The 25,134-nt window shown below is 61.7% G+C and carries 24 protein-coding genes and 1 tRNA gene; 12 read left to right on the plus strand and 13 right to left on the minus strand.

The genetic code is table 11. The annotated features are described in order from the left end of the window. Window positions 1–41: 41 nt before the first annotated feature. Genes flgH through flgF form a run of 4 tightly spaced genes read right to left on the minus strand, consistent with a single transcriptional unit; the run spans window position 42 to window position 3,118 of the window. Window positions 42–770 (minus strand): flagellar basal body L-ring protein FlgH, encoded by a 729-nt coding sequence (gene flgH / locus ACK8OE_RS08255; RefSeq protein ID WP_410272160.1) that lies wholly within the window; start codon window positions 768–770, stop codon window positions 42–44. Between the two features lie 9 nt (window positions 771–779). Further along, the gene (gene flgA, locus ACK8OE_RS08260) at window positions 780–1,556 is read right to left on the minus strand and encodes a flagellar basal body P-ring formation chaperone FlgA (protein ID WP_410272161.1); all 777 of its coding nucleotides are present in this window, start codon (window positions 1,554–1,556) and stop codon (window positions 780–782) included. A gap of 11 nt (window positions 1,557–1,567) precedes the next feature. Next, window positions 1,568–2,356 carry a flagellar basal-body rod protein FlgG gene (gene flgG, locus ACK8OE_RS08265; RefSeq protein ID WP_290799664.1) on the minus strand — a complete coding sequence of 263 codons (789 nt, stop codon included), beginning with the start codon at window positions 2,354–2,356 and terminating at the stop codon, window positions 1,568–1,570. A gap of 12 nt (window positions 2,357–2,368) precedes the next feature. Then, entirely contained in the window at window positions 2,369–3,118 is a 750-nt protein-coding gene (flgF, locus tag ACK8OE_RS08270) for a flagellar basal-body rod protein FlgF (protein ID WP_410272162.1), read from the minus strand. A 364-nt stretch (window positions 3,119–3,482) separates the two neighbouring features. On the opposite strand from flgF, the gene ACK8OE_RS08275 reads away from it, so the two are divergent. The 4 genes from ACK8OE_RS08275 to ACK8OE_RS08290 all read left to right on the plus strand — a co-directional run bounded on the left by ACK8OE_RS08275 (window position 3,483) and on the right by ACK8OE_RS08290 (window position 7,670). Beyond that, on the plus strand, window positions 3,483–4,613 hold the full coding sequence (locus ACK8OE_RS08275) for an ABC transporter permease (RefSeq protein ID WP_290799662.1): 1,131 nt from the start codon (window positions 3,483–3,485) through the stop codon (window positions 4,611–4,613). Further along, window positions 4,610–5,341, plus strand: a complete 732-nt coding sequence (locus ACK8OE_RS08280; RefSeq protein ID WP_290799661.1) for an ABC transporter ATP-binding protein — start codon at window positions 4,610–4,612, stop codon at window positions 5,339–5,341. The genes ACK8OE_RS08275 and ACK8OE_RS08280 overlap by 4 nt, the downstream gene beginning before the upstream one ends. A gap of 17 nt (window positions 5,342–5,358) precedes the next feature. Further along, window positions 5,359–6,378 (plus strand): efflux RND transporter periplasmic adaptor subunit, encoded by a 1,020-nt coding sequence (locus ACK8OE_RS08285; protein WP_290799660.1) that lies wholly within the window; start codon window positions 5,359–5,361, stop codon window positions 6,376–6,378. Between the two features lie 182 nt (window positions 6,379–6,560). Then, window positions 6,561–7,670 (plus strand): acyltransferase family protein, encoded by a 1,110-nt coding sequence (locus tag ACK8OE_RS08290; RefSeq protein WP_410272163.1) that lies wholly within the window; start codon window positions 6,561–6,563, stop codon window positions 7,668–7,670. Window positions 7,671–7,850: 180 nt separating this feature from the next. Here ACK8OE_RS08290 and nadC read toward each other — a convergent pair whose 3' ends face one another. The 5 genes from nadC to nadA are packed head-to-tail and all read right to left on the minus strand — an operon-like array spanning window position 7,851 to window position 12,052. Beyond that, window positions 7,851–8,699, minus strand: a complete 849-nt coding sequence (gene nadC, locus ACK8OE_RS08295; protein ID WP_410272164.1) for a carboxylating nicotinate-nucleotide diphosphorylase — start codon at window positions 8,697–8,699, stop codon at window positions 7,851–7,853. A gap of 1 nt (window position 8,700) precedes the next feature. Continuing rightward, entirely contained in the window at window positions 8,701–10,254 is a 1,554-nt protein-coding gene (locus ACK8OE_RS08300; RefSeq protein ID WP_410272165.1) for an L-aspartate oxidase, read from the minus strand. A 30-nt stretch (window positions 10,255–10,284) separates the two neighbouring features. Beyond that, entirely contained in the window at window positions 10,285–10,542 is a 258-nt protein-coding gene (locus ACK8OE_RS08305) for a hypothetical protein (RefSeq protein ID WP_410272166.1), read from the minus strand. Window positions 10,543–10,577: 35 nt separating this feature from the next. Beyond that, window positions 10,578–10,940: a hypothetical protein gene (locus ACK8OE_RS08310; protein ID WP_410272167.1), complete on the minus strand. Its 363-nt coding sequence runs from the start codon at window positions 10,938–10,940 to the stop codon at window positions 10,578–10,580. Continuing rightward, a complete protein-coding gene (nadA, locus tag ACK8OE_RS08315) occupies window positions 10,937–12,052 on the minus strand; it encodes a quinolinate synthase NadA (protein ID WP_410272168.1) in 1,116 nt (371 codons plus the stop codon). Before nadA ends, ACK8OE_RS08310 begins: the two co-directional genes overlap by 4 nt. 262 nt (window positions 12,053–12,314) lie before the next feature. Between nadA and ACK8OE_RS08320 the strand changes: the two genes are divergently transcribed. The 4 genes from ACK8OE_RS08320 to ACK8OE_RS08335 all read left to right on the plus strand — a co-directional run bounded on the left by ACK8OE_RS08320 (window position 12,315) and on the right by ACK8OE_RS08335 (window position 14,542). After that, window positions 12,315–12,776, plus strand: a complete 462-nt coding sequence (locus ACK8OE_RS08320; RefSeq protein ID WP_126419573.1) for a Dps family protein — start codon at window positions 12,315–12,317, stop codon at window positions 12,774–12,776. Window positions 12,777–12,889: 113 nt separating this feature from the next. After that, a complete protein-coding gene (locus ACK8OE_RS08325; RefSeq protein WP_410272169.1) occupies window positions 12,890–13,624 on the plus strand; it encodes a DUF2459 domain-containing protein in 735 nt (244 codons plus the stop codon). Continuing rightward, window positions 13,621–14,052, plus strand: coding sequence for an alternative ribosome rescue aminoacyl-tRNA hydrolase ArfB (gene arfB, locus ACK8OE_RS08330; RefSeq protein ID WP_410272170.1), 432 nt, complete (start codon window positions 13,621–13,623; stop codon window positions 14,050–14,052). The genes ACK8OE_RS08325 and arfB overlap by 4 nt, the downstream gene beginning before the upstream one ends. Beyond that, window positions 14,042–14,542: an N-acetyltransferase family protein gene (locus tag ACK8OE_RS08335; protein WP_410272171.1), complete on the plus strand. Its 501-nt coding sequence runs from the start codon at window positions 14,042–14,044 to the stop codon at window positions 14,540–14,542. The genes arfB and ACK8OE_RS08335 overlap by 11 nt, the downstream gene beginning before the upstream one ends. Here ACK8OE_RS08335 and ACK8OE_RS08340 read toward each other — a convergent pair. After that, window positions 14,532–15,587 (minus strand): glycosyltransferase family 4 protein, encoded by a 1,056-nt coding sequence (locus ACK8OE_RS08340; RefSeq protein ID WP_410272172.1) that lies wholly within the window; start codon window positions 15,585–15,587, stop codon window positions 14,532–14,534. The two genes, ACK8OE_RS08335 and ACK8OE_RS08340, sit on opposite strands and share 11 nt — an antisense overlap. Before the next feature lie 142 nt (window positions 15,588–15,729). Beyond that, window positions 15,730–16,935: a pyridoxal phosphate-dependent aminotransferase gene (locus ACK8OE_RS08345; protein WP_410272173.1), complete on the minus strand. Its 1,206-nt coding sequence runs from the start codon at window positions 16,933–16,935 to the stop codon at window positions 15,730–15,732. 288 nt (window positions 16,936–17,223) lie between these two features. Between ACK8OE_RS08345 and ACK8OE_RS08350 the strand changes: the two genes are divergently transcribed. Beyond that, on the plus strand, window positions 17,224–17,670 hold the full coding sequence (locus ACK8OE_RS08350; RefSeq protein WP_290799649.1) for a hypothetical protein: 447 nt from the start codon (window positions 17,224–17,226) through the stop codon (window positions 17,668–17,670). Further along, entirely contained in the window at window positions 17,655–18,602 is a 948-nt protein-coding gene (locus ACK8OE_RS08355) for an endonuclease/exonuclease/phosphatase family protein (RefSeq protein WP_410272174.1), read from the plus strand. The genes ACK8OE_RS08350 and ACK8OE_RS08355 overlap by 16 nt, the downstream gene beginning before the upstream one ends. A gap of 121 nt (window positions 18,603–18,723) precedes the next feature. On the opposite strand, the gene ACK8OE_RS08360 is transcribed toward ACK8OE_RS08355, so the two are convergent. Next, window positions 18,724–18,813 (minus strand) — tRNA-Ser (locus tag ACK8OE_RS08360). A 370-nt stretch (window positions 18,814–19,183) separates the two neighbouring features. Between ACK8OE_RS08360 and ACK8OE_RS08365 the strand changes: the two genes are divergently transcribed. Further along, window positions 19,184–20,416 (plus strand): OmpA family protein, encoded by a 1,233-nt coding sequence (locus tag ACK8OE_RS08365; protein ID WP_410272175.1) that lies wholly within the window; start codon window positions 19,184–19,186, stop codon window positions 20,414–20,416. Between the two features lie 212 nt (window positions 20,417–20,628). Here ACK8OE_RS08365 and ACK8OE_RS08370 read toward each other — a convergent pair whose 3' ends face one another. Next, on the minus strand, window positions 20,629–22,254 hold the full coding sequence (locus ACK8OE_RS08370; RefSeq protein WP_410272176.1) for a glycosyltransferase family 39 protein: 1,626 nt from the start codon (window positions 22,252–22,254) through the stop codon (window positions 20,629–20,631). 373 nt (window positions 22,255–22,627) lie between these two features. Between ACK8OE_RS08370 and ACK8OE_RS08375 the strand changes: the two genes are divergently transcribed. Further along, on the plus strand, window positions 22,628–25,105 hold the full coding sequence (locus ACK8OE_RS08375) for a TonB-dependent receptor (RefSeq protein ID WP_410272177.1): 2,478 nt from the start codon (window positions 22,628–22,630) through the stop codon (window positions 25,103–25,105). Window positions 25,106–25,134: the final 29 nt, after the last annotated feature.

Below are 25,134 nucleotides of genomic sequence, written 5' to 3' on the forward strand. Positions count from 1 at the left end.
GAAATGTCAAGATGCGCTTAAATTTGCGCATTGCGGCGCACTCAGAAGGGAGAGAACTTTTCCATCAGGTTCTGGCTGACCGGGGCGGACTGCATGCGGCTGACGTCGCCACGCCCGCCATAGGAGATGCGCGCTTCGGCCAGTTGCGTATGTTTGATGATATTGGCCGAGGAGATGTCCTGCGGATTGACGATGCCGGAGACGATCAGTTCGCGCACCTCGCGGTTGGTCCGCACCTCCTGCGAGCCCTGAATGATCAGATTGCCATTGGGCAGGACGCCGGTGACGATGGCGGCGACGGTGAGCGAAATCTTTTCCGAGCGATTGACGCTGCCGCTGCCCGAAAATTCGGCGGCGGTGTTGTTCGACAGGCCGGCAGCGGCATTGTACTCACTGGGCAAAATCTTCCCCAGCGACGATTCCAGCCCGAATACGCTGGGCACCGAGCCCGTATAGCTGCCGTCGCGCTTGCGCGAGGTGGTGTTCTGCGTCTGCGCCTTGTCGTCGATGTCGATGGTGACGGTCAGGATGTCGCCGACGTGGCGGGCGCGCTGGTCCTTGAAGAAGGCCTTGGCCCCCGTGCGCCACAGCGAATTGGCCGAGGCCGAGGTCGAGGCGGGGGCCGCATAGACCTGCTGCTGCGGCACCAGTTGCGCCGGATAGCCCATCGGTTGCAGGGACGGGCCGTTGACGGCTTCGTTGACGCTGGCGCAACCCGACAGGGCGGCGGCGGTCAGAGCGGCAACGGTGACAAGAACGGGGAAACGCATGGGTTTGCCTTAACGGGAGGAATAGAGGGCGCGGTTGCGCAGGCTTTGGGCGGCCTCACCGACGGCGGCGCTGCCGGGGCCGGTGACAACGGCTTCGATCAGTTTTTTGGACGCGGGGTTCTGCACCATGATCAGGTCGCCGACCGCACCGTCCTTCTGGGCCGGGCCGGTCATGGACAGGCTGACGCCGTTCATTTCAAACGTCACCTTGACCATTTCGGCGCGCCTGATGACCAGGGGCGCGGTCAGGTCGCCGGGGCGGACCATGCCGCCTTCGCGCACGGGCACGCGCACCGTCTTGCCGATGGCGGTTTCAGGGTCGCTGATCAGGCTGCCGCCCGCCAGATGCGCCTGCACCGGTTGCCAGGCGATGTCGGCGGCGGCGACCACCTCACCGGCGCTGAGGGTACGGGTGAAGACCAGCACGTCCTTGGTGCGCCCGGCTTCGGCGCGGGCTTGCGTGGACGTTGTGCCATCGGCGCCTGCGCTGACGATGATGCGGCGCAGGCCCTGCGGATTGGGCCACGACTGCCCGGCCTGACGCGCCCTGGCCTGAACCTGACCGGCATCGAGGACGGCGCTTTGCCCGACGCGCGTGCCGACGACCACGTCCGAAGCGGCCCCCGCATTGTCGAACAGATCGCCCAGCGTGATGCGCCCGTCGCCGTCGGTGACCTGCGCCTTCAGCACCAGCGTCGCCTGCGCCTGCACAGGCGCGGCGGTCATCCCGATCAGGCTGAGGGCCACGGCCCCGGTCAGCATCAGCATATAGACCGAACGGTGCATCAGCTATATCCTTAGTTGCGCAGGCTGCTGGTCACCGACAACATTTCGTCGGCGGTTTTGATGATTTTCGAATTCATTTCATAGGCGCGCTGGGCGACGATCAGCGAGGTGATTTCCGACACGGCATCGACGTTCGAGGCTTCGGTATAGCCCTGCATCAGGGTGCCGTAGCCGACATCGCCCGGCGTGCCGATATTGGGCGCACCCGAAGCCCCCGATTGCAGATACAGGTTGTCGCCAATGGCTTCGAGGCCGGCTTCGTTGAAGAAGCTGGCGACCTGAAGCTGACCGATGACGGTGGGGGCGGTGACGCCATCCTGTGTCACCGACACCTGACCGGTCTTGGAGATGGTGACTTCCTTGGTGTCCTGCGGAAAGGTGATCTGCGGCTGCACCAGATAGCCATCGTCGGTGACCAGTTGCCCCTGATCGTTGACGGCAAAATTGCCGGCGCGCGTATAGGCGGTTTCCCCCGACGGCATCAGCACCTGAAAATAGCCGCGGCCATCGACCATGATGTCGTAAGGATTGTCGGTGCGGGTGGGGGAGCCCTGCGTCAGGATGCGATAGACGCTGCCCGTCTTGACGCCGCCGCCGACCTGAATACCGGTGGGGACGACCGTGCCGGATTCCGAAGACTGCGCGCCCATCCGCTCGACATTCTGATACAGAAGGTCCTGAAACTCGGCGCGCTGCTTCTTGAAGCCGACCGTGTTCATGTTGGCGATGTTGTGCGAGATGGTATCGACATTGAGCTGCTGAGCCGACATGCCGGTGGTGGCGGTTCTCAAAGCACGCATGGGTTATACTCCTTACGCTGCGCGGCCAAGGCGCTCGACGGCGCTGCGGTTCAGTTCGGCCTGTTGTTCGATAATCTTGGTCACCGAGGCGTAGGCGCGGTTGATTTCGACCAGTCGCGTCACCTCGCTCAGGGCGTTGACGTTCGAGGTTTCAATCATGCCCTGCCGCAGGCGCACATCGGTGGCCGGGTCTGGCGCGACATTGGTGGTGGCGCGGAAGCGGTTGTCGCCCTGTTTTTCAAGGTCCGACAGGCTGGCGAAGCGCACCACGCTGATGCGGCCCGCGCGCACGATACCGTCGGTGCTGCGTTGCGAGACCACGCCGTCCGCCGAGATCGACGGCGCGCCAAATTCGGGATTGAGGCGGATGTCGCCGCCATCGCCCTGCACCGGCAGACCATCGCCGGTGACCAGCACGCCCTGCGGCGATACGGTAAAGGCGCCGTCGCGCGTATAGAGCGGGCCGTTGGCGCCGTTGATGACGAAAAACGCGGCTTCGCCTTCGATGCCGACGTCGTAATCGCCGCCCGTCGGGGTCAGGGCCCCTTGCGAAAAGTCGCGGCCGACGCCCTTGTCATAGGCAAAATTGGCCGGGGCGCGGATCGGCAGGTTATAGGCGGGGCGGCCCTCTTCGGGTTCGACCAGCAACTGCTCGAACTTGTAGCCATTGGTGTTCATATTGGCCAGATTGTTGGCCGTGACGTCCAGTTCGCGGCGCAAAACCAGCTGACGCGACAGGGCGACATAGCTCGCATTATCCATTGTCGGCCTCCTTCTGCGACGGCGCGTTAACCATGTTTCACAAGAAGCAAGAGCCGTGCCAGCCGGGCGAAAAATTCAACGCGCTGAATCTGTTGGGAAAAATCCGGAGGCAGCCGAACGCTTCAGTCTGAGGCGGCAAAAACTGCCCTGATGCCCCCCCGCAACGGCGGCGTGCGCCGCGCCCTTTTGCTTTCGTTACGCGGAATTAATTGGACGTCTGAGATGAAACTAACGATGCTAGGGCCAAGAGGGCGGGGCGCGTCCGGCACGGGTGTCGGAAAGGGCGGTCGTTTCTCATCTGTTTTTAGGGGCGTCAGGGGCGGAAACCATCCGTTCGCCTTCGCGCAGCCTGGGGAACCTGTTTATGTCTTTGGCTCTATCTACGCTTATCTATGAATGGCGGCGCTATATGGCCGCGGTCATAGCGCTGGCTGTGGCGGGTCTGCTGGTGTTGTCGCTGGTCGGCATGTTCATGGGGATCGGTAAGAACTTTACCGCCACCATCGACCGCTCACCGGCCGATCTCATGGTGCTGCCGCCCGATTCGCAAGGCTTTGGCTCAAGCCAGCCGCGCCGCAATATCCCGACCCTTTATCAGCACCCCGAAGTGGTGGAGGTCATGCCCTATACCCAGCGCTGGGCCATGTGGGCGAACTTCCCGTCGCCGGGGCAATCGGCCAAGCGCGACGGCGTGCAGGTGATCATCGTCGATCCGATCGAAGGGGCGGTGACCCTGCCGACCGACTTCCCCGAAGACGTCATTCTGGCGCTTCAGGAGCCCTATTCGGTGGTGGTTGATGCCACCTCTCTGGCCAAGCTGGGCGTTAAGGTCGGCGACAAGGCGCAGATGAACGGCCGTACCGTCAATGTGCGCGCCACCATCACCAACTACCCCAGCCTGTTCAACTCGATGGTCTTTATGTCGCGTCAGACGGCCAAGCTGCTGAGGCTTTATGACGAAGGGCCGCGTGTCGGTTCGCTTCTGGTCAAGCTGCGTGACCCGTCGCGCGCCGCCATTGTCGCTCAGGACCTCAATAACATGAGCAACAAGCAGTTCCGCGCCTGGACCCGTGAGGACCTCGCCCGTGAAAATCAGGCGGAAATGTTCAAGGAATCCTTCATCGTCATCATGCTGGGCTTCATGCTGATCGTCGGTGTCTTCATCGGGGTGGTCATCACCTGGCAGACGCTTCAAGGGGCCATTCTGGCCAATATCAAGGAGTTTGCGTCGTTGCGTGCGCTGGGCGTCTCGATGGGCAATCTCAACCTGATTATTATGGAGCTGAGCTTCTGGGTCGGGGTGGCCGGCCTGATGATGACGGGCATCCTGCTGGTGGGCGTCACCGCGCTGGCCAATGCCGTCGGCCTGACCATGTTCTATCCCCTGTGGTCGATTATCACTATCGCCATCATGTTGCTGACGATCGCCGTCATTTCCGGCCTTCTGTCGCTTGGCGTGCTCAAAAAGAGCCAACCTGCGGATCTGCTGCGATGACCGGAAAACTTGCTATCGAAGCCAAGGGGCTGACCAAGAGCTACAAGATCGGCAAGATCAAGCAGCCGGTGCTCAAGGGCGTCAATTTCACCGCCTATCATGGTCAGGTGACCATGGTCATGGGGCCTTCGGGTTCGGGTAAATCGACCCTGATCGCCGCCTTGTCCGGCCTGATGAAGCCCGATGAGGGCGAGGTGGTCGCGCTGGGCGAAAGCCTGTGGAAAAAGAAAAAGGCCAAGATCGACAAGTTCCGTCTCGATCACTGCGGCTTCATCTTTCAGGGCTTCAACCTCTTCCCGGCGCTCAATGCCACCCAGCAGGTCGAGCAGGTGCTTAAATACTGCAAGGTCAAGAAGTCCGAAGCGCGCAGCCGTGCCATTCAGGCCCTGACCGAGGTGGGGCTGGACAAGCGTCTGAGGCAGACGCCGTCGGCCCTGTCGGGTGGGGAAAAGCAGCGCGTAGCCATCGCGCGGGCCCTGTCCAAGAACCCGCAGCTTTTGTTTGCCGACGAACCGACCTCGGCGCTGGACTCCGTGTCCGGGCAGGTGGTCATCAAGCTCCTCCACCGCGCGGCCAAGGAGCACGGAGCGGCGGTGATCGTGGTGACCCACGACCCGCGCCTCGAAGCCTATGCCGACCGCGTCATCCATATGGAAGACGGCGAAATCCTCAGCGACACCTTCGTCAACAGGCCTGAAGACCTCCCGCCTTCCGCCCCCCACGCCTGATCAGAGAACGACACACCATGCGCACCTCTCACACTCCTAACCCCGCCCGTAAACGCCCGTCAAAGGCGCTCTTGCTCCTCTTGGCCGCGCCGCTGGTCCTCAGCCTGACCGCCTGTAACCCCCCGGCACCGGGCGGCAAGGACGCCAAGAAGGGCGAAGCCGCTGCGGCCAAGCCCATCGTTTCGCCCTATGCGGCCATCGCCAATGGCAAGGCCGACGTCGAAGGCGGCGTCATCGAAGTCGCCGCCCGCCGCGCCGGCGTCGTGCACGAAGTGCTGGTGCAGGAAGGCGATGACGTGAAGAAGGGGCAGGTGCTGGCCCGTCAGGAAGCCGATACGGCGCAACTGGCCGTGCAGCGCGCCCGCGCCAATGTGGTTGAGGCTCAGGCCTCCATGCGCCTGACCGAGGTCAATCTCGACACGGCCAAGCGCGAATACGCCCGCTATCAGAAGCTGGCGGCGACCAATTTCGTCGCGGGTCAGAAGCTGGACGCGCAGGCCGACCTGATCCGTGAGGCCGAGGCGCGTCTGGCGGCGCAGCAGGCGTCGGTGCAGACGGCGCAGGCCGCGCTTGCGCAGGCCAATTTCGATCTGGAGCAGACCTATGTGCGCGCTCCGATGGATGGCCGCATCATCCGTCGCTTTGCCAACCCCGGTTCGGGCACCTCGACCCTGAACGTTTCGACCATGTTCCAGCTGGTCCCGGCGGCGGCCGAACGTATCGTGCGCTCGGAAATCGTCGAAAGCTCCATCCCGGACGTCAAGCCGGGGCAGGAGGTGGAAATCATTCCCGAAACCGATCAGACCAAGGTCTATGTCGGTACGGTGAAGCGCATGGCCGCCACCTTCGGTTCGCGCAAGCTCCTATCCGACAGCGGCAATGAAGCCTCCGATGAGCGCGTGGTCGAAGTGGTCGTCACGGCAGACAATGCGCCGCTGCTGATCGGTCAGCGCGTGCTGGTCAAGTTCATGAAGCCCGGCGAAAAGGCGGGCATCAAGCGCACGCCGCCCGCACCGGCGACGCCTGAGAAGAAGTAAGGCCTGAAAATAAGCGCAGGGTTTCAAACCTGAAGAAGACAGCAACCCCGGTACATACGTGCCGGGGTTGTGCTTTGTAACGCGGCTGACATTGGCTTGCGCACTCATTTGGCTAAGGCTGTCTTTACCCAATATATTAACCTGCCGGCGTTATCTGGTGGGAAAAGAACGAGCCCCGCCGGATGAGCGTAAGCGTTAGCCCCCTTCCCCCCCAACCCAGAGCCGGGGGCGCCAGTCTCGATGTCCTGCGCTTTCTGGCGGCGGGGTTCATCCTGCTGTTCCATTTCGGTGAGTCGGCCCCGCGTCCGCTGGGCGATCTGATCCCCGTCCTGTGGCAGGGCTGGCTGGCCACCGATTTCTTCCTGATGCTGTCCGGCTTTATCCTGATGCGCGCCTATGGTCCGCGTTTGGCCGAACACCGGGTTGGCCCGGTCAGCTTCGTCAGCCGCCGCCTCCTGCGCCTGTGGCCCTCGCACATCGTGGCGCTGCTGCTGCTGCTGGCGGTGGTGACTCTGGCGACTCTGCAAGGTCATCCCCCCGGCCACGCCGAAAAATACACCCTGTCCGGCTTTGTCGCGCAACTGATGCTGGTGCACGGGCTGGGGGTCAGTCAGATACCGGGTTGGAATGTACCGACCTGGACCCTGTCGGCGCTGGTCGTGTGCTACAGCCTGTTCAGCCTGAGCGCCGGTCCTCTCTACCGCCTGAAACGCCCGGCATTGGCGGCGGCTGTGGTCGGCGTGCTGGGGTTGGGGCTGGGGCTGGCCGCCCTGATTGGCCATGCCTTCGTCGATCTGCCGTTTCAGTATGGGCTGATCCGGGCCCTGCCGCTGTTCTTTATCGGGGCGCTGCTGGAGCGCCTGACCGCCGGGGTAACGGTGTCGCAGCGGGCCTACGTCATCGGCATGGCGATCACCTTGTGTACGGTTATGGTTCTGGGCAGCCTGTTGCGCCACACCCTGTCGGATGTGGTCATACTCGCTGCGCTGGCCACCGTTCTGGTCCTGTCGGCGGGGGGGCGCTTCCACGAAAGCCATCTGACCAGGCGGCTGGGCCGGGCCTCTTACGCCCTGTTTCTGATCCACACGGTCGTGGGGGCGGTCGCCCTCGGCATAGACGGAATGCTGATGCACCGCTTCGCCCTGTCCGAGCCGGTGCACTGGATCGTCTGGGGCCTGTGCGTGGCCGCGGCGATCGTCGCGGCCTTCGTGTTCGAGGCGTGCGTCGATCGCCCGCTGAGTCAGTGGGTTGCCGCGCGCCTGAATGTCTCAGAAAAAATTAGAGCGGAATGAGTCATTCCGCTCAAGCCGCCATTGAGGCGGCGGCCAAGGTGGCGGGGAGCCCGCACCCGGCGAGGGACCCAAAAATTCCTAGAGCGATGTGCGGAAAAGTGTGAGCGGTTTTCCGCAAAAACATCGCGACAAAACAAAAATTTAGAGCGAAATGACGTTTCCACCTAAAGTCATTTCGCTCTAAACCGCGTCCAGCCCGATATCGAACACCGGAGCCGAGTGGGTGAGGGCGCCCACGCTGATCACGTCCACGCCGGTTTCGGCAATGGCGCGTACCGTGTCGAGATTGACGCCGCCGGAGGCTTCGAGAAGCGTCGCGCCCTTGACCAGCGCCACGGCCTCACGCAGTTCCTCCAGATTGAAGTTGTCGAGCATCACCACGTCCGGCCGGAACGGCAGGGCCTGTTTGAGTTGGGCCAGCGAATCGACCTCGACCTCGATCTTCATGGTGTGACCGGCCGAGGCCTTGGCCAGTTCCAGCGCCTTTTCGACGCCGCCGCAGATGGCGATATGGTTGTCCTTGATCAGGATGGCGTCGTCCAGGCCATAGCGGTGGTTATGGCCGCCGCCGCACTTGACGGCGTGCTTCTGGAGGCCGCGCAGCAGGGGCAGGGTCTTGCGCGTGCAGGCGATGCGCGTCGGCAGGTCTTCGACCAGTCGCACATAGGTGTGCGTCAGCGTCGCCACACCTGACAGGTGCGACAACAGGTTCAGCGCCACGCGCTCGGCCGCCAGAATGGCGCGCGCATTGCCTTCGACGCGCGCAATCACATCCCCCGGAGCGACTTCGGCGGCGTCGGGCTTGACGACCTCAAAGCGGATATGCGGGTCCATCAGGCTCATGGCCAGCCGCGCGCAGTCGATGCCGGACAGGATACCGGCTTCGCGGGCCTTGAACTCCGCCTTGAAGCGGGCGCGCGGCAGGATGACGGCGTCGGCGGTGACGTCACCGGCCAGCCCCAGATCCTCGCGCAGGGCGTCGCGGACCACGGGTTCGATAAGCAGGTCAGGCAGTCCGGTGATATACATCTTAAGCCACTTCCTTTTGCGTTTGCCTCTGTATCAGGCCACCCTCTGTCAAGCGGACGAAGGTGCGTTGACCCTCAGTCGCCGTTGCGGGGTAGTCCTGACGGTAATGAGAACCGCGACTCTCCCGCCTTTGCAAGGCGCATTGCGCGATCAGGCGCGCCGCGACCAGAGGTAACGCACCTTTGAACGCGGCCTCCAGCCCCGTGATCGTTTCCAGCAGGGTTTTAAGGCCTGTTTCATCGCGGATGACGGCGGCGTGCGCCTGCATGGCGGTGCGCAGGGTCTTCAGCGCCTCAGGCGTCAGGCGCGGCGCGGGCAGGGGGCGCAGCGCCCCGTCTGTATCCGGCGCAAATCCGCCGCGCGCTGCGACCTCAGCGGCCTTACGGCCGACGCGCTCCCCGAAGGCGGCGGCCTCCAGCAGGCTGTTGGACGCCAGACGGTTGGCCCCGTGCACGCCGGTCGAGGCGCATTCACCGACGGCAAACAGGTTCGTCAGGCTGGTCTGGCCATCGATATCGGTACGGATGCCGCCCATGTGATAGTGCGCCGCCGGGGCGACCGGGATGGGCGTCGTGCGCGGGTCGATGCCCGCCGCCATGCACGAGGAGAAGACGGTCGGAAATTCGTGCGGGAAGTGCTCGCCAATCGCTTCCCGGCAGTCCAGATACGCGCCGCCCAAGGTCGTATTGGCGCGGTGTACGGCGCGCGCCACAATGTCACGCGGGGCCAATTCGCCATCCGGGTGATCGTCAAAGGCAAAGCGGTGACCATACTTCGTGATCAGGGTTGCGCCTTCGCCACGCAGGGCTTCGGTCGCCAGAGGGGCGGGGTCGGCCCCGATGTTGATTGCCGTGGGGTGGAACTGCACGAATTCCGGGTCGGCGATTTCGGCCCCGGCCAGAGCAGCCATGGCCATGCCTTCGCCGCGCAGATTGGCCGGGTTGGTGGTCACGGCAAACAAGCCGCCCGATCCGCCCGACGCCAGCACCACGACGGGGGCAAAGACCTCAATCGGGCGACCGCCGCGTTCGACCACGGCCCCGATGACCGTCTGAGCGTCGGATCGGATCAGGCCGGTGGCGACCGCGCCTTCCCAGATGTCGATGTGCGGCGCGGCCTTCGCGGTGGCCACCACGGCCTCCAAAATCTTCTTGCCGGCCAGATCGCCACCGACGCGCGCCACGCGGGCAAGGCCGTGCGCGGCTTCGCGGTTGAGCACGAACGAGCCGTCAGCGTGGTGGTCGAAGGGCGCGCCGATGGCGTTGAGGCGGCGTACCACGTCCGGCCCCATACCGGTCAGGGCGTGGGTGGCGGCGGGGTCATTGATGCCGGCTCCGGCGATCAGCGTGTCCTGTGCGTGGGCTTCGGGGGAATCCTGCGGGGACAGGGCCGCGGCGATACCACCCTGCGCCCAGGCTGACGAACAGGCGGCACCCAGCTCGACCGGGGCCAGCACCAGAGTCGGCTGCGGTGCGGCATTAAGCGCGACCGATAGCCCGGCCAGCCCTGCGCCGATGATTAGCGGACCGTTGTGGATGTAAATGTCGTTGGCCATGCTGGCCTCCCGAATATGCGCAACCAAGGTTTAGCTTTTGTAGGCGACTGTCAGGTTTGTCTTTTTGCCATTGCCGGTGTGAAGTACCTTGTCACCCGGTTTCATTTCCATTTTCATGGCTGTTCGACAGGCCTCAATGTCTGTGTAGGCATGAGATTTTCCGGCAACGCTTGTATGTATGCCTTCCGCATCGAGTTCAAAGGTCTCAACGTTTTGATCAGCCGCCTTCAGCCGAATGCGTTGAATATATTCACGGAACTGTTGAACAGTAGGCACTGCGGTCTCCACTTACCCCTTCTCCCTTTAGGAGAGAAGGGAGAGGGTTAGCGTTCAGCAGCTCGATAGCTGTGATGCTCTCGGTTTGTGTGCACCCGGGATGACACCGATTGAACACAACTGCGTACTCGTTCCGTTGTGAAGTCCGCTTTCCAAACTTCAAGGTTATCCAGAAACGAAATGTAGACCGCGTGCCAAAGGATGCCCTTGGTCCCGAACCGAGGCTTCAAGGTGATGGCCTTGCTGGAACGACTAATTTGAATTTGTTCATTCAGCGTTGCTGAATAGTCCCGTAGCAGGTTTATCCAAGTGACTTCGCCTTGAGCACGGTCCAGCGCAACCTTGTCGCCCGAAGTAATGCGTATCTGCTTCGGGCGAACATCTAATTGCAGTATTTGCGACGTGCTCATGAGATCAACTCGACATCCACATGGTGGCGGGCCTTGATCATGTCGTAGCGGGCCGGGGTCGTGGTGGGTGGCATGTCGATCATGCGCTGCACCGACAGGCGCGCCTTGTCGATAATGGCGGCGTCCACCGTCACTTCGTGCGTCATCGTCAGCAGCGAGGCATAGATGCCTTCCAGCGTGATGCGCTTCATGTGCGGGCACAGATTGCACGGGCGCAGGAACTCAACGCCGTCGCCCGCATCGGCCGTGACATTATCGGCCATCGAACATTCGGTGATCAGCACCACCTGTTTCGGCTTGTTCTGCGTCACATAGTCGGCCATGGCCGTCGTCGAGCCGGTGAAGTCACAGGCCGCAATCACGTCCGGCGGGCATTCCGGGTGGCCCAGCACCACCGCATCGGGGTGGGCGGCGCGCACATCGGCAATGTCCTGAGCATTGAAGCGTTCGTGCACTTCGCACGCGCCCTTATAGGCGATGATGCCGATGTTTGTCTGACGCGCCACATTACGGGCCAGGAACTCATCGGGGACCAGAATGACGCGGTCCACGCCCCATTCCTTCGCCGCCCATTCGACCACCTGCACCGCATTGGCCGAGGTGCAGCAGATGTCGGTTTCCGCCTTCACATCGGCGGTGGTGTTGACGTAGGAGACGACCGGCAGGCCGGGGTAGCGCTGCTTGATCAGGCGCAACTGTTCACCCGTCAGGCTGGAGGCCAGCGAACAGCCGGCGCGCAGGTCGGGGATCAGCACGGTCTTTTCCGGGGCCAGAATCTTCGAGGTTTCGGCCATGAAGTGCACGCCGCCCTGCACGATGATCTTCGCGTCCGACTTCGCGGCTTCGCGCGCCAGACCTAAGCTATCGCCCACATAGTCGCCGACGCCGTGGAAGATGTCGGGCGTCATATAGTTGTGCGCCAGAACGACGGCGTTTGTCTCGCGCTTGAGGCGGTTGATGGCCGCGATCAGCGGGGCCTGAATCTGCCATTCGATAGGCGACACCTTGCCCTTGAGGCGCGCGTAAATCTCTGCGGTTTCCGCCTCTATGTCGGGCGTAAAGGCCAGCGCGCCAAGGGCTTCGTCCACGATCGGGTTTTTGCTGTGCAGCATTTTATTCGTCTCCTCGCGCCGCCGGACCGCTCCGGTGACCCTTATGCTCAATTTCAGCATAAGTGGCATTAAAATACGCCTTTGGCCGGTCATTGCAAGACCAGCCCGTAAAAAAACCATCACATATTGTATCGGTGTGGGGCGCCTGAGCCCTGTGTTTTCACAAAATCCGTGAAAACCGGAATTGTCGGTTATGGGTCATTGAAACTTTATAAGGAGCTGCGCATATCGCTGAAGACGTCTATTTATAAGGGTAACCATTATGCCGAAAGCCGCCGAAACGCCTGACACCCCCGTCTGCCTCGAACTGTCGAAGGTGCTGGCCGACAGCTATAATCTCTATCTGAAGACGCATGGCTATCACTGGAATGTACGCGGGCCGCAGTTCAACAGCCTGCATGCCATGTTCATGGCCCAGTACACCGAGATGTGGACGGCGCTGGACGAAATCGCCGAGCGCATCCGCGCCCTGGGCGAACTGGCCCCCATGTCGGGCGCGGCCTTTGGTAACCTGTCCTCGATCAAGGAAGGCGACGCCACCAAATCGGCCAATGAGATGCTGAAAGAGCTGGCCGACGGGCACAAGACCCTGATCGCCACACTGAAAAACGCGCTGAAAGTCGCCGAAGAGGCCAGCGACGACCCCACGGTAGACCTCCTGACCGTGCGCCTCGGCAGCCACGAAAAGCACCTGTGGATGATCTCGGCCTCGCTGGAAGATTAAAATAAGCTACCGAAAACCCGCTATACCGTAGCGGGTTTTTTGCTGCCATAGCCCTGATCACGTGTTCGTGATTGGCCGATCTTACAGGTGTGCCGGCGGGAAGAGGTGGGAGCATGAAGGTGTCAAGGCGTGTCCTGACCAAGGCCTTGTTTGTTGCGTTTGGCCTTTGGCTTGTAGCTGCGGTCGTAACTGCACGACCGGGCAACCCGGCGCTTTTCCCCGCAGCGCAGGGTGAGGTCACCGTGTATATTGTCAGCAACGGTTTTCACACTGACCTAGCCCTGCCTGCGGCGGCCGTTAACGCGAGAGGCGGGTTGCTGGCCAAAGCAGGAGAGGCGGCCGGTGGGCAGCCATGGCAGGTTTTTGGCTGGGGCGATGCAGGCTTCTACACCGCAAAAGGGGTTTCGGCTGCGCGGGCCGTGGATGGTTTACGCGCCTTGTTCAAACCGGGCAATCCCTCTGTGATAAGGGTTTTTGGTGTCTCGCGCCGTCCGGATCAGGCCTTTGAGGCCGAGGTTATTCCGGTTGTCCTGTCGCGGGCCGGTTTTGAAGCTATGGCGCGTCGTATGGAAGCGTCATTTGTCCACAAAGATGGTCAGCCCGTAAGAGCTGTTTTGCCCAATCCGGATGCCTTTTTTAAAAGCCCTGAGCACTTCTCGATACTGCGGATGTGCAACCACTGGACCGGTGATCAGCTTAATGCGGCGGGTGTGCCAACCACGCCAATGATTGACGGGCTGGCTCTCGAGTTCGCGTTTGATCTGCGGCTGCGGGCGGGACTTAAGGCCGCAAAGCCTGAGGTGTCCAAGGTTGAAGTCACAGAAAAAATCCCGCACAAGGCCGGATGATCTTCATTACGCCCAAAATCTCCGTCGATGAGGCCGAACTGAGCGAGAGCTTTGTGCGCGCATCCGGTGCGGGCGGGCAGAATGTCAACAAGGTCTCGACCGCCGTTGAACTGCGCTTTTCGATCTGGGAAAACCAGACGATCCCCTATGAGGTCAAGCAGCGCCTGATCGTTCTGGGCGGGCGGCGCGTGACGCAGGACGGCGTGCTGGTCCTGTTCGTGCAGACCCACCGCACGCAGGATATGAACCGTAAGGCGGCGCGCGAACGCTTTGTCGAACTGCTGCAACGTGCGGCCGCCCCGCCACCACCGCCGCGCATCAAGACCAGGCCGACGCAAGGGGCGGTGCGCCGGCGTCTGGTGGCCAAATCCATCCGGTCAGGCATCAAGTCCGGCCGCCAGAAACCTTTGGGCGAAGATGACGACTGAGATCCGACCGGCCACCGCCGCCGATGCCGACGCCATTCTGACGCTGTATCGTGACGTCGCGCGCCTCAGCGGCGGGCTGGCGCGTACCGAAGCGGAAATCACTTCGGACTATATTACCGGCAACCTGACGGCGGCCCTGACGCGCGGGGTGTGTCTGATCGCCGAAAGTGACGGGCGCTGCGTCGGGGAAATCCACGCCTATGCGCCGATGCCGAAGCAGTTTGCGCATGTCCTCAGCGACCTGACCGTGGCCGTGTCGCCCGCAGCGCAGGGGCAGGGGATCGGGCGTCGCCTGTTTGAGGCGCTGATCGCCCATAGCCGTCAGCAAACGCACATCCGTCGCATCGAGCTTTTGTGCCGCGAAGGCAATGCGCGCGGTATTGCCCTCTATGAAAGTCTGGGCTTTGTGCAGGAAGGGCGGTTGAAGGGGCGCGTCCACCTGCCCGACGGCACGGTCGAGGACGATCTGTTTTTTGGGCTCACGCTGTGAGCGTTTTGCGTATCCGGAACCAGCCATAGCACAGGGCGGCGACCACAAGGCACAGGGCGGCAAAGCGCAGTTCGACGCCGGTGGTTATGCCGATCAGGCGCGCCCCTGTGCCAATGGCGCATGACAGGGCGCACAGCCCCCAGATTTTCAGCGCCAGACGCCCATGATCGGGGTCGCGGTGGAGCAGCCATTGCTGATAAAGGTGGTCCTTATGCGCCTCAAACAGGTTGCGTTTACGCTGCGCGCGCCAGACGAGGGTCAGCAGCACATCGACCAGCAGCGGGGCCAGCAGGAAGCCGCCCAGCCAGATCGAGGCGATCTGATGCGTGCTGAGGACCAGCGCCCCGCCGGTGACCAGAGCCCCGCCGAACAGCGACCCGGCATCGCCCTGAAACACGCGGTTGAGCGGCAGGTTGAACGGCAACAGCCCGGCAAAGGCCCCACCGGTGGCCAGAAACACCAGTAGCACACCCCCCAGCATAGACACGGGCTGCGACCCGAAGGCCAGCACGAACCCGGCATAGATCAGCAGGCACACGGCCTGCGTCCCAATGGCCAGACCGTTCGACCCGTCCATGAAATTGATGGCGTTAAGCCCCAGCACCAGCCACGCGGTTGCGGCCAGCACCCCCAGCGGAAACGGCACGGCCAGCGTCAGGCCGGGGGCCAGGATCAGCTCATGCACCGGATAGTGGCTGGCAAAGCCTGCGCACAGGATAATCTGAAACAGCAGACGCGCCTTGGCGGGCAGGTCCAGCACATCGTCAATCGCCCCGGAAAGCCCGGCCAGAGCCGCAAAGCCGAACAGCCACAGGCCGGTCTGTGGCACGTGAGCGTGAAGTTCCAAAACGCCAAACGCGATGGCCAGCCCGCTGGCGGCCATGACGGCCAGCCCGCCGCTGGTCGGGGTCGGGGCCTTATGCGCGCCGCGGTCGCGCGGAATATCGACCGGCCCGCCGCGAATGGCCAGTTGCGCCAAAAGTGCGGCCAGCCCGGCAGCGATGGCGACAATGCTCAGACAGGCGAGGGGGGAGAGAAGCCACATAGTCACGCTCCTCTCCCTTGAGGGAGAGGGGGGCCCACAGGGGCGGGTGAGGGGGGGGAAGCCTCCGTTTGGAACACGTCTCTCGATTACCCCCTTACCCCAACCCTCTCCCTCGAGGGAGAGGGGGCTTGGGAGTGAACCCTTACTTCAGCGAGGCGCAGAAGCGCTGGATGCGCTCGCAGGCCTCGGTCAGCACCGCTTCCGACGTCGCGTAGGAGATGCGGAAGAAGGGCGACAGGCCGAAGGCCGCGCCGTGCACCACGGCGACGGTTTCCTGTTGCAGCAGCTCCGAAGCGAAGTCTTCATCCGTCTGGATGACCTTGCCCGACGGGGCGGTCTTGCCGATCAGGCCTTCGATCGACGGATAGACGTAAAACGCGCCTTCCGGCGTCGGGCAGTGGATGCCTTCGCAGGCATTCAGCCCGGCGACGACCAGATCGCGGCGCTTCTGGAACACGGCGGCGCGTTCCGGAATGAAGTCCTGCGGCCCGTTGAGCGCTTCGACGGCGGCCCACTGCGCGATCGAGCAGGGGTTGGAGGTCGATTGCGAGATGATCTTCGACATGGCCTTGATCAGCGGCTCAGGCCCGGCCGCGTAGCCGATGCGCCAGCCGGTCATCGAATAGGCCTTCGACACGCCGTTCATGGTCAGGGTGCGCTCATAAAGCTCCGGGCAGACCTGCGCGATGGTGGTGTAGTTGAAGCCATCAAAGGTCAGATGCTCATACATGTCGTCGGTCAGGATCCACACCTGCGGATGACGCTTCAGCACCTCACCCAGCGCCTTCAGCTCGGTCTCGGTATAGGCGGCGCCCGACGGGTTGGACGGCGAGTTGAGGATCAGCCACTTGGTTTTGGGCGTGATGGCGGCTTCCAGCGTTTCCGGCTTCAGCTTGAAGCCGGTGGACATTTCCCCGACGGCGAACACCGGCGTCCCGCCGGCCAGAAGGACCATGTCCGGATAGGACACCCAGTAGGGGGCCGGGATGATCACTTCGTCACCGACATTCACCGAGGCCATCAGGGCGTTATAGATGACCGGCTTGCCGCCCGGCGACACCGACACCTGAGTCGTCTTGTACTCCAGGCCGTTTTCGCGCTTGAACTTCTCGACGATGGCGGCCTTCAGCTCCGGGATGCCATCGACGTCGGTATAGCGGGTTTCGCCGCGCTTGATCGCCTTGATGGCGGCGTCGCAGATATTTTCCGGCGTGTCGAAGTCCGGCTCACCCGCACCCAGCGAGATGACCTTCTTGCCCTGACGGGCCAGTTCGCGCGCCTTGGCGGTCACGGCGAGGGTGGGGGAGGGCTTTACGCGCTTCAGCGTATCGGATTCGACGAAGGTCATGGATGTCGCCTCTTAAATATCTGGCTTTATGGGCGGTGGAGGTTCGCCCCTCTTTTGCGCGAAGGGCGGCGTTTGTCCAGCACTGTTGCAGGATTGTGCGACATTTTCGCAAAGGCGTGGCACAGAGGTCGTACAGATGGTTTCGTGCGGAACGAATCGCGGCGCGCGACGTGGGTGACAGGGTGGCTGGAAACGGGTAATATCCGCTCATTCAGGGGGGGTGATATGCGGCGGGTGCTTTTGACCATTGCATTGGGTGCGTGTATCGGCCTGTCCGGATGTGCCTCTATGCCCGTAGCCAGCGCTTCGGGCGGCATATCGCTGCTGCGCGACGCTTTGAGCGTGCCGGTGGCCGAACTGGAAACCAAGGCCGCCAGCGGCGACGCCCGTGCGCAGTTTTCGACCTCTCTGGTCTATCAGTACGGGCTACAGGGCACGCCTGCTGACCCGGTAAAGGCCACGACCTACAGTCAGAAGGCTCTGAGCGTCAAAGGCTATACGCCCATTACGCAATACATAGCCGGGCTCAATGGCAATCCGGGGCGTACAGCCATCATCAATGTGCCGCGTTATGAGGTCACCGCCGGCGAGGCCCAGGCCGCCTATCGCTGTGCGCAGGCGGTGGCGCGCCGTGTTGCACCGGCGGTTGGCGCGGCGGCCTGCGGGACGATGGAGGTTTATGCCGAGATAATGTCCCGTTGGTACGGTGGGAAGAGCAGATGGCCCGTCGTTTAGAGTTGGATCAGCCCGATATTTTCCTGCGCAATATGCGCTTTACGGTCGGGCTGGGGCTGAGTGCGGGTCTGCTGATCGGCCTGATTTCGCTGTGGCCGCATTGGCCCGGCGATATGATCGTGCCCTTCCGTTTGCAGCTTGTGGTTCTGGCGGTGGCAGGGTTGCTCATCAGCCTGTGTCTGGCGCGGCGGGCCTTGGTGGGTTTTGCCGCAATAGTGCTCATGCTGCACGCGACCCCTGTGGCCCTGCGGCTGATGCAGCGGCCGGTCCTGCCCGCAACGAGCGATGCCGGACGGCCGCTCAGCCTCGTTTTCAGCAATGTACTGGCCGATAATCGCGACTATGGCCGGGTGATTGCGCTGGCCGAAGGTGAAGATGCTGACCTGTTTGCCGCCGCCGAAACCTCTCCGGCGTGGATTGAACGGTTGAAGGCCCTGAGCGCGACCTATCGCTACAGCTATGCCCCGGATGCCGGTATTTTCGGTGTGGCGCTCTATGCCAAGCGTCCGTTCACGCCGACCCTTTATCGCATTGGTCGGTACAATATGACGCTGCTGCGCGCCGATTTTGGCGACTATGTGGTTTACGTTGCCCACCCCATGCCGCCCGCCAATGCCCGTCTGAGTAAAGATAACCGCCTGTATATTGCGGATATGGCCCGACGGGTCGTCTCAGAGACAAAACCTGTCATCGTCACGGGCGACCTTAATGCCACCCTGTGGTCCGGCAGCCTGGGACCGCTGATGCGCGCCAGACTGAGCTGGCCAGCGGGATCGGGTCTGCGCCACACCTGGCCGACCGGCCGCGCCCTTCTGGGCATACAGATCGACCATGTGCTGACGAAGGGCTTGCGCGCAGGCCGTCTGACGGTTTTGCGCGATGTCGGCTCGGATCATCTGCCGGTGAGGGCCGATCTGGTTTTGCCGCAGTGAACTTTGTGATTCCGACGGTTGGCGAATCCACCGCCAACCCCAAAAGGCACAATTGAACTTTACGCGCGCGCCAAAAGGCGGTGCGATAAACTCTGATTGAATACGCATGTGGGATGTTTGATGGCGGAGAGGGTGGGATTCGAACCCACGGTAGGCTTGCACCTACGCCGCATTTCGAGTGCGGTACATTCGACCACTCTGCCACCTCTCCGTATACAAAGGTGTATTCATTTCGTCCGTGGACGTCGCCCGGTGGTCGCGGGCAGGGCCGTTCTCCTACTCACAAGCGTTTCGCAACGCAAGCCCCTTTCCACAGTTCTGCACATTTAATTATTGAAAACTTACGGCCCGAAGACGACGACGTAGGGTAACTGCGTCCGAAAAAAGGCACGTCATCCTATAGTGTCTTTCGGGTGTCAGTCGTCGTTAAAGACGTATTAAAGGGCACATTTTCAACCAAAATGGCATTTTAGGTGCTATGCAAGATATGTTCCCGCAGTTATGTAGGCGTTTGTAATTACGGTTAGTCCGTCGTGCGTATATTCGGCGGCCTCATCGATGGCCAAGAGAGGGCATTACACATGAAACTCAACTTGCTGGCGGGCGCTGCGCTCGTCGCACTGGCGATGGCGTCTGGCGCCGCCGCTCAGGAAGCCGAAGGCTGGTACGGCGCTGTCGACCTCGGCTACAATCAGAAATCCGAATATGGTGCGAAGTCGGCGAACAAAATGCCGGACGGTGCACCGTTCGCTTATGATGTATCGACGGAAAATGACTGGGCTGGCTTTGCTCGCCTCGGTTACCGCTACAACCCGAACTGGCGCGTCGAATTCGAAGGCGGCTACCGTCCGGGTGACGTCGATGCCGCTCGCGGCTTCGCTCGCGTCTATGGTCCGGCCGCTACCTTCGGTGCCGGTACGGCTCCGCGTGACACCGCGCTCTGCACGCCGGGTGTGACCCGCACGGCTTCGACCCCCTGCGGCAGCCCGGTGGGTTCGTTCGATCAGACGACCTTCATGGCGAACCTGATCTACGATTTCATTCCGGAATCGAAGTTCCATCCGTTCGTCGGTCTGGGTATCGGTCTGGACCGCGTGAAGGCTGACTTCACGGGTCAGTACTCGGTCAACCCGGGTGCGGCCGGTCAGAACCTGACCATCTCCGGTGAAGACACCGTCGCCGCCTATCAGGCGCTGGCGGGTTTCGCCTGGGCTCTGTCGGATCGTCTGAACCTCGACCTGACCTATCGCTACCTGACGACGGAAGAGGTCAATCTCAACGCGAAATCGACCACCACGCTCCTGAACCCCGGTTCATTCTCGGGCAAGTTCGACGATCAGACCCTGACCGTCGGCCTGCGCTGGTCGTTTGGTGCGCCTCCGCCGCCCCCGCCGCCCCCGCCGCCTCCGCCCCCCCCGCCGCCTCCGCCGCCTCCGCCTCCGCCGCCTCCGCCGGTGGTTGAAGAAGCGGTGAAGTACGAAGCCCGCGAATTCATCGTGTACTTCGAATTCGATCAGTCCACCCTGACCGCCGACGCGCAAGCGATCGTGCAGCAGGCCGCTGATTACGCAAAGGCCGGTAACGCGACCCGCGTGGTTGTCGTGGGTCACGCCGATACCTCGGGTTCGGCCGCCTACAACATCCGCCTGTCGGAACGTCGCGCCAAGACCGTGGCTGACGCTCTTGCCGGTCTCGGCGTGTCGGGTTCGATCCTGGCCGTTGACTGGAAGGGTGAATCGGCTCCGGCAGTCGCCACCGGCGACGGCGTGAAAGAACCGCTGAACCGTCGTTCGACCATCGACATCGCGTTCTAATCGAACGCTGTCGGTATCGACAGACAACAAGAAACCCGGCCTGTTCGCAGGCCGGGTTTTTTTGTGCTTGCGGTGGGCGTTGGAAGCACTTGAAGATCGCGGTGCCGCTTGCCACCCTGTTACTTACTGCTGGGGTATGGGGACGTCTGTGCACCGCTTGCGGGGTGCAGGGGCCTGAGGCCCCTGCGTCTGATCATCTCTCTGAAACGCGCCTACTGATCGTCGTCCGGGGCCTCAAGCGATGAGCCGAGCGGATGCCCCGTCCGCGGATCACGCGGAGCGCGCTGGAAGCCGTACCCGCGGAACAGGGTAAAGTCGCGCGTGCGCTTGTGATCGAGCGCGATTTTCAGCGATTCGCCCGGCCCGGTAGCCGCAAAGTCGCGGCGAATATCCGGGATAAAGCCATCGACATAGGAGACGATCAGCACATTCTGTCCGGTTTCCGCGGTCAGCGGGGTTTCGGTCTCCGCCTGTGACTTGGGATGGGCTTCACGCACCCAGGCCTTGAGCGGGACGTCGGGGTTGGCCGTGAACCAGTCACGCCCATAATAGGCGAGGGCGTTATAAACATTGCGATTATCGACCGCGATGGCCGTCGGACGGGCCTCCGTCTGTGCCTTGGCGATAACGGCGTGGGTGAGGGTGTCCCAGCCGCGCGCGCGCTTCACCGTATTGCCGAGGCCGAGCGCATGGGTGAGGGGCTCTGAGACCGCGCCCAGCATAAAGACGGCCATAATGGCTACCTGAATGCCCAATCCGATTCCCAGCGCCGGCCGCCACAATCTGTGTGACCGGATAGCCACGCTGAAACCCGTCACCACAAAGGCGGCGACCAGCAAACTGGCCGGCACATAGGCCGAAGCGGCCCAGTTGGCATTGGCGCGCGACAGGAAGGCCTGCACGCTGACGAAGATCAGAGGCGGCAGGGTGAGACAGGTCAGACCGATCAGGGCGCTGCGCTGGGCGGCATCGGCTTCGCGGTGCAATAGGCCCGCACGCGGCCGCACAAGCCCCGCTATGCCGAGCAGCATCAGGACGACGGGGACGGGGCCAAAGACACCCAGTTGGTCGCGCCAGAATTTCAGCAGGGAGGTCGGGTTAAACAGCTTGCCCCAATGCCAGTTGGCATTGTCGGCGGTATGCGACACGGTCTGAAAGCCGTGCGTGGCATTCCAGTACAGGTTGGGCGACATCAGCACGATAAAGGCCCCGGCAAACAGGGCCAGGCTGCGCAGGTTCCAGCTACGCCGCACCGAGGGCACCAGCACGGCATGGGCGGCCGCCCCGATCAGGAAGTACAGACAGGCATATTTGCTGAGGAAGGCGGCCCCGAAGGCGACCCCCATCCCCAGCGCGGCCTTCAGGCGGGCCTTTTCCGCGTTTGTAGTAAGAAAAATACTGTAAAAATAGAGTGTTGCTGACAGGAAGAACATCAGCGGCGCATCTGTGGATATGACTGCCGCCGACAGCACGACGCCCGGCATCAGGCTATATATAATGGCGGCGCACAGGCCGGTGGCCTCGTTAAACAGCCGTTGACCGGCGCCCCACAGGCATAGCGCCGCCCCCAGATGCAGGAAGGGCGCAAACAGCCGCACAAAGGGCTCGACATCGGACCCCAGGGTGGACAGATGGATCAGCCACGCGATCATCGGCGGCTTGGAATAGTAGCCAAAGTCCAGTTGCCGCGACCACAGCCAATATTGCGCCTCATCCGGATAGAGATTGGTGTAGGTGTTGAACAGAAGCGCGACACGCAGCAAAAACAGCAGCCCCAGCCCCCACAGAACGTAACGCGCCGGAGCGGACAGGGGAGCGGGTGCGGGGAGCTGAGGCATGGAGAAACGTCGCTTGCGGGAGAGAATCTTGTGCGGTGCGCCATCGCATTACCGCTCAAAAGAGGAGGCACTGAGGCGCGTTCCGCGTTGAATGACACGCCCGCGCCCGATACGCAAACACGAATGGTTACGGACTGTGTCGCATAAGCGCCTTTTGCTGACATAAACTGTGGCAATTTAAGCGCAGATCGTTCCGCCTGTCACAATTGTCATCAAACCTTCGCACTTTTGGCTCAAAAAGCGGCTCAAAAGCGGCTAAAGGTGGAAACCTACCTAAACGTTTAAGTGATGGTGCTTAAAAACGGGCATGGGCGTAATCCGCGTCACAGCGCCGCTTTTCTGTTTTGTGAACCTGGAGAGGGGATACTCCGATATGAAAATGAACAAGTGGATTTTGGCCGGTACGGCCCTGACTGGCCTCTTTGCCGCCCATGGCGCCTTCGCCCAATCGACCGGTACGGAAGCGGCCGAAGACGTCAAAGAAGTTGTTGTTCAAGGCAAGCGCGGACCGCGCAGCATTGACGGTGCCCTGACCAAGGAATCAGTGGGTAAATCCCGCTCAACGGTCACTCAGGAGTATCTGGAAACGCAAGCCAGCGGCCAGACTGTTCTGCAAAGCATCAACCTTGTTCCCGGCGTCAACTTCACCAACAACGACGCTTATGGCACGTCGGGTGGTAACATCCGTATCCGTGGCTTCGATGGTAACCGTATCTCGCTGACTTTTGACGGGGCTCCGCTCAACGATACCGGCAACTACGCCATCTACTCGAACCAGCAACTGGACTCGGAGTTGATCGAAACGGTTGCCGTGAACCTCGGCACGACCGATGTTGACAGCCCGACAGCTTCAGCGGCGGGTGGTACGGTTGCCTACAAGACGATCCGCCCGTCCAAGGATTTTGGCATCGACAGCACCCTTTCGGTTGGTACGGAGAACTTCCGTCGCGCCTTCGTCAAAGTGGACACGGGTGAATTTCTGGGCTTCACGGCGTGGGTTGCCGCGTCGAAAACCCAGTACGACAAGTTCAAGGGCCCGGGGCAACTTGAAAAGACCCAATACAACGGTCGTATCTATCGTGATCTCGGTAATGGCGACTTCCTCAGCCTCGCGGCGAACTGGAACGAAAACCGCAATACCAACTACCGCAACATCACGATCAACGACCTCAAGACCAATCCTGATCTTGACTATGATCTGACCTGCGCTTCCACGGCCCTGCCGACCCCGGTAAACGGCACGGCTCAGAACGCGGGTTCTGGCTGCACCAACTACTATGGTCAGCGCAACAACCCCTCGAATACCGGCAGCGTTCGCGGTCAGTTCAAGAAGCACATTACCGACAGCCTTGTCTTTACGTTTGATCCCAGCTTCCAGTACGTTCTCGCCAATGGTGGTACGCAGTTTGAAGTAGTCAGCGAGAAAGACAATCGCCTTGACCTCGATGGCACCAACACGACCGGTGTCGGTGTCGACCTCAACGGCGACAAGGACACGCTTGACTCGGTCATGCTGTTCCGTCCGTCGAACACCAACACTCGTCGCTTCGGCCTCACCAGCTCGCTGATCTGGGATTTGAACGACGACCATCGTCTGCGTGGCGCCTACACGATTGATTACGGTCGTCACCGTCAGACCGGCGAATTCAGCTATATGGATGCCTCTGGCAATCCGGTTGACCTGTTCGGCGGTAAAGACGGCAATGGCCCTGCGGTTGTTGATGTGAAGGGCAACAAGCTTCAAAACCGTAATCGTTTCTCGATCGCCAAGCTTGAGCAGATTGCGGCTGAATATCGCGGCTACTTCTTCGATCGTGCCCTGATGGTGAACCTCGGCGTTCGTGCGCCGGTTCTGACGCGTGAACTCAACAATTATTGCTACCAACCCAACGGTGGTGACTTCCCCCGTTGTACGGCTGAAACGCCGACGGTTGTCGCCGGTGGTGCGGGCAACGTGACCTTCCCGACCACGGGCACCACGAAGCATGTGCCGCCGATCAGCTTCACGAAAGAGTACAAGAAGACTCTGCCGAACGTTGGTGTGACGTGGAACTTCACCGACATCCAGTCGCTGTACGTCTCTTACGCTGAACAAATCTCGGCTCCGCGCACCGACAACCTGTACAAGTACAGCCGTGCAGACACAGCGGGTTCGCCGCTGATCACCTCGATTGCTGAGCCGGAAACGACCCAATCCTTCGACTTCGGTTATCGTTATCAGTCGTCCAACATTCTGCTGTCGGCCGCTCTCTGGACCTCTAAGTTCCAGAACCGTATCGTTCAAACCTACGATCCGGAAACCCTGCTGAACACCGATCGTAACGTTGGTGAAGTCGAAATGTCCGGTTTCGACGGTCAGATCGGCTGGCAGGTTGCGGACTACTTCTCGGTCTATGCTTCGGCGTCTTACAACAAGTCCGAGCTGAAGGAAGACCTGCAGCTCAGCGCCACTACCTTCCTGCCGACCAAAGGCAAGACCCTGGTGGAAACGCCGGAATGGACCTATTCGGGTCGCTTCCAGTGGGAAGTGACGCCTGTGTTCCAACTCGGCGTCCAAGCTAAGTACGTTGGTGAGCGCTTCACCACCGATGTCAACGATGAAGTGGCCCCGGCCTATACCGTCTTCGACATGGACATGAACTACAAGATCAGTGCCTTCGGTAAGCCGGGTACTGAGCTTCAACTGAACGTCATCAACATGTTCGACGAAACCTATCTGGGTTCGCTGGGCTCGGCCAACAACGCCCTCCCGGTGACGCTGAACAACGGGACGGTCCGTAACGGCAGCACGACGACCCACAGCCGTGGCGCACCGCGTACCCTGATGCTTTCTCTGAAGACCAAGTTCTAAGACCAGACACGGTCTGACGAACACGAGCG

Origin of the sequence: Asticcacaulis sp. W401b, from assembly GCF_046503825.1 — a bacterium.
GTDB lineage: Bacteria > Pseudomonadota > Alphaproteobacteria > Caulobacterales > Caulobacteraceae > Asticcacaulis.

Coding starts and splice junctions, on each gene's coding strand:
- ACK8OE_RS08370 (WP_410272176.1), bottom strand. CDS start 22,254: ATGCCTCAGCTCCCCGCACCCGCTCCCCTGTCCGCTCCGGCGCGTTAC.
- ACK8OE_RS08365 (WP_410272175.1), top strand. CDS start 19,184: ATGAAACTCAACTTGCTGGCGGGCGCTGCGCTCGTCGCACTGGCGATG.
- ACK8OE_RS08310 (WP_410272167.1), bottom strand. CDS start 10,940: ATGAGCACGTCGCAAATACTGCAATTAGATGTTCGCCCGAAGCAGATA.
- ACK8OE_RS08355 (WP_410272174.1), top strand. CDS start 17,655: ATGGCCCGTCGTTTAGAGTTGGATCAGCCCGATATTTTCCTGCGCAAT.
- flgG (WP_290799664.1), bottom strand. CDS start 2,356: ATGCGTGCTTTGAGAACCGCCACCACCGGCATGTCGGCTCAGCAGCTC.
- flgH (WP_410272160.1), bottom strand. CDS start 770: ATGCGTTTCCCCGTTCTTGTCACCGTTGCCGCTCTGACCGCCGCCGCC.
- nadA (WP_410272168.1), bottom strand. CDS start 12,052: ATGCTGCACAGCAAAAACCCGATCGTGGACGAAGCCCTTGGCGCGCTG.
- ACK8OE_RS08340 (WP_410272172.1), bottom strand. CDS start 15,587: ATGTGGCTTCTCTCCCCCCTCGCCTGTCTGAGCATTGTCGCCATCGCT.
- ACK8OE_RS08275 (WP_290799662.1), top strand. CDS start 3,483: ATGTCTTTGGCTCTATCTACGCTTATCTATGAATGGCGGCGCTATATG.
- ACK8OE_RS08300 (WP_410272165.1), bottom strand. CDS start 10,254: ATGGCCAACGACATTTACATCCACAACGGTCCGCTAATCATCGGCGCA.
- ACK8OE_RS08290 (WP_410272163.1), top strand. CDS start 6,561: ATGAGCGTAAGCGTTAGCCCCCTTCCCCCCCAACCCAGAGCCGGGGGC.
- arfB (WP_410272170.1), top strand. CDS start 13,621: ATGATCTTCATTACGCCCAAAATCTCCGTCGATGAGGCCGAACTGAGC.
- nadC (WP_410272164.1), bottom strand. CDS start 8,699: ATGTATATCACCGGACTGCCTGACCTGCTTATCGAACCCGTGGTCCGC.
- ACK8OE_RS08320 (WP_126419573.1), top strand. CDS start 12,315: ATGCCGAAAGCCGCCGAAACGCCTGACACCCCCGTCTGCCTCGAACTG.
- flgF (WP_410272162.1), bottom strand. CDS start 3,118: ATGGATAATGCGAGCTATGTCGCCCTGTCGCGTCAGCTGGTTTTGCGC.
- ACK8OE_RS08350 (WP_290799649.1), top strand. CDS start 17,224: ATGCCCGTAGCCAGCGCTTCGGGCGGCATATCGCTGCTGCGCGACGCT.
- ACK8OE_RS08325 (WP_410272169.1), top strand. CDS start 12,890: ATGAAGGTGTCAAGGCGTGTCCTGACCAAGGCCTTGTTTGTTGCGTTT.
- ACK8OE_RS08335 (WP_410272171.1), top strand. CDS start 14,042: ATGACGACTGAGATCCGACCGGCCACCGCCGCCGATGCCGACGCCATT.
- ACK8OE_RS08345 (WP_410272173.1), bottom strand. CDS start 16,935: ATGACCTTCGTCGAATCCGATACGCTGAAGCGCGTAAAGCCCTCCCCC.
- ACK8OE_RS08375 (WP_410272177.1), top strand. CDS start 22,628: ATGAAAATGAACAAGTGGATTTTGGCCGGTACGGCCCTGACTGGCCTC.
- ACK8OE_RS08285 (WP_290799660.1), top strand. CDS start 5,359: ATGCGCACCTCTCACACTCCTAACCCCGCCCGTAAACGCCCGTCAAAG.
- flgA (WP_410272161.1), bottom strand. CDS start 1,556: ATGCACCGTTCGGTCTATATGCTGATGCTGACCGGGGCCGTGGCCCTC.
- ACK8OE_RS08280 (WP_290799661.1), top strand. CDS start 4,610: ATGACCGGAAAACTTGCTATCGAAGCCAAGGGGCTGACCAAGAGCTAC.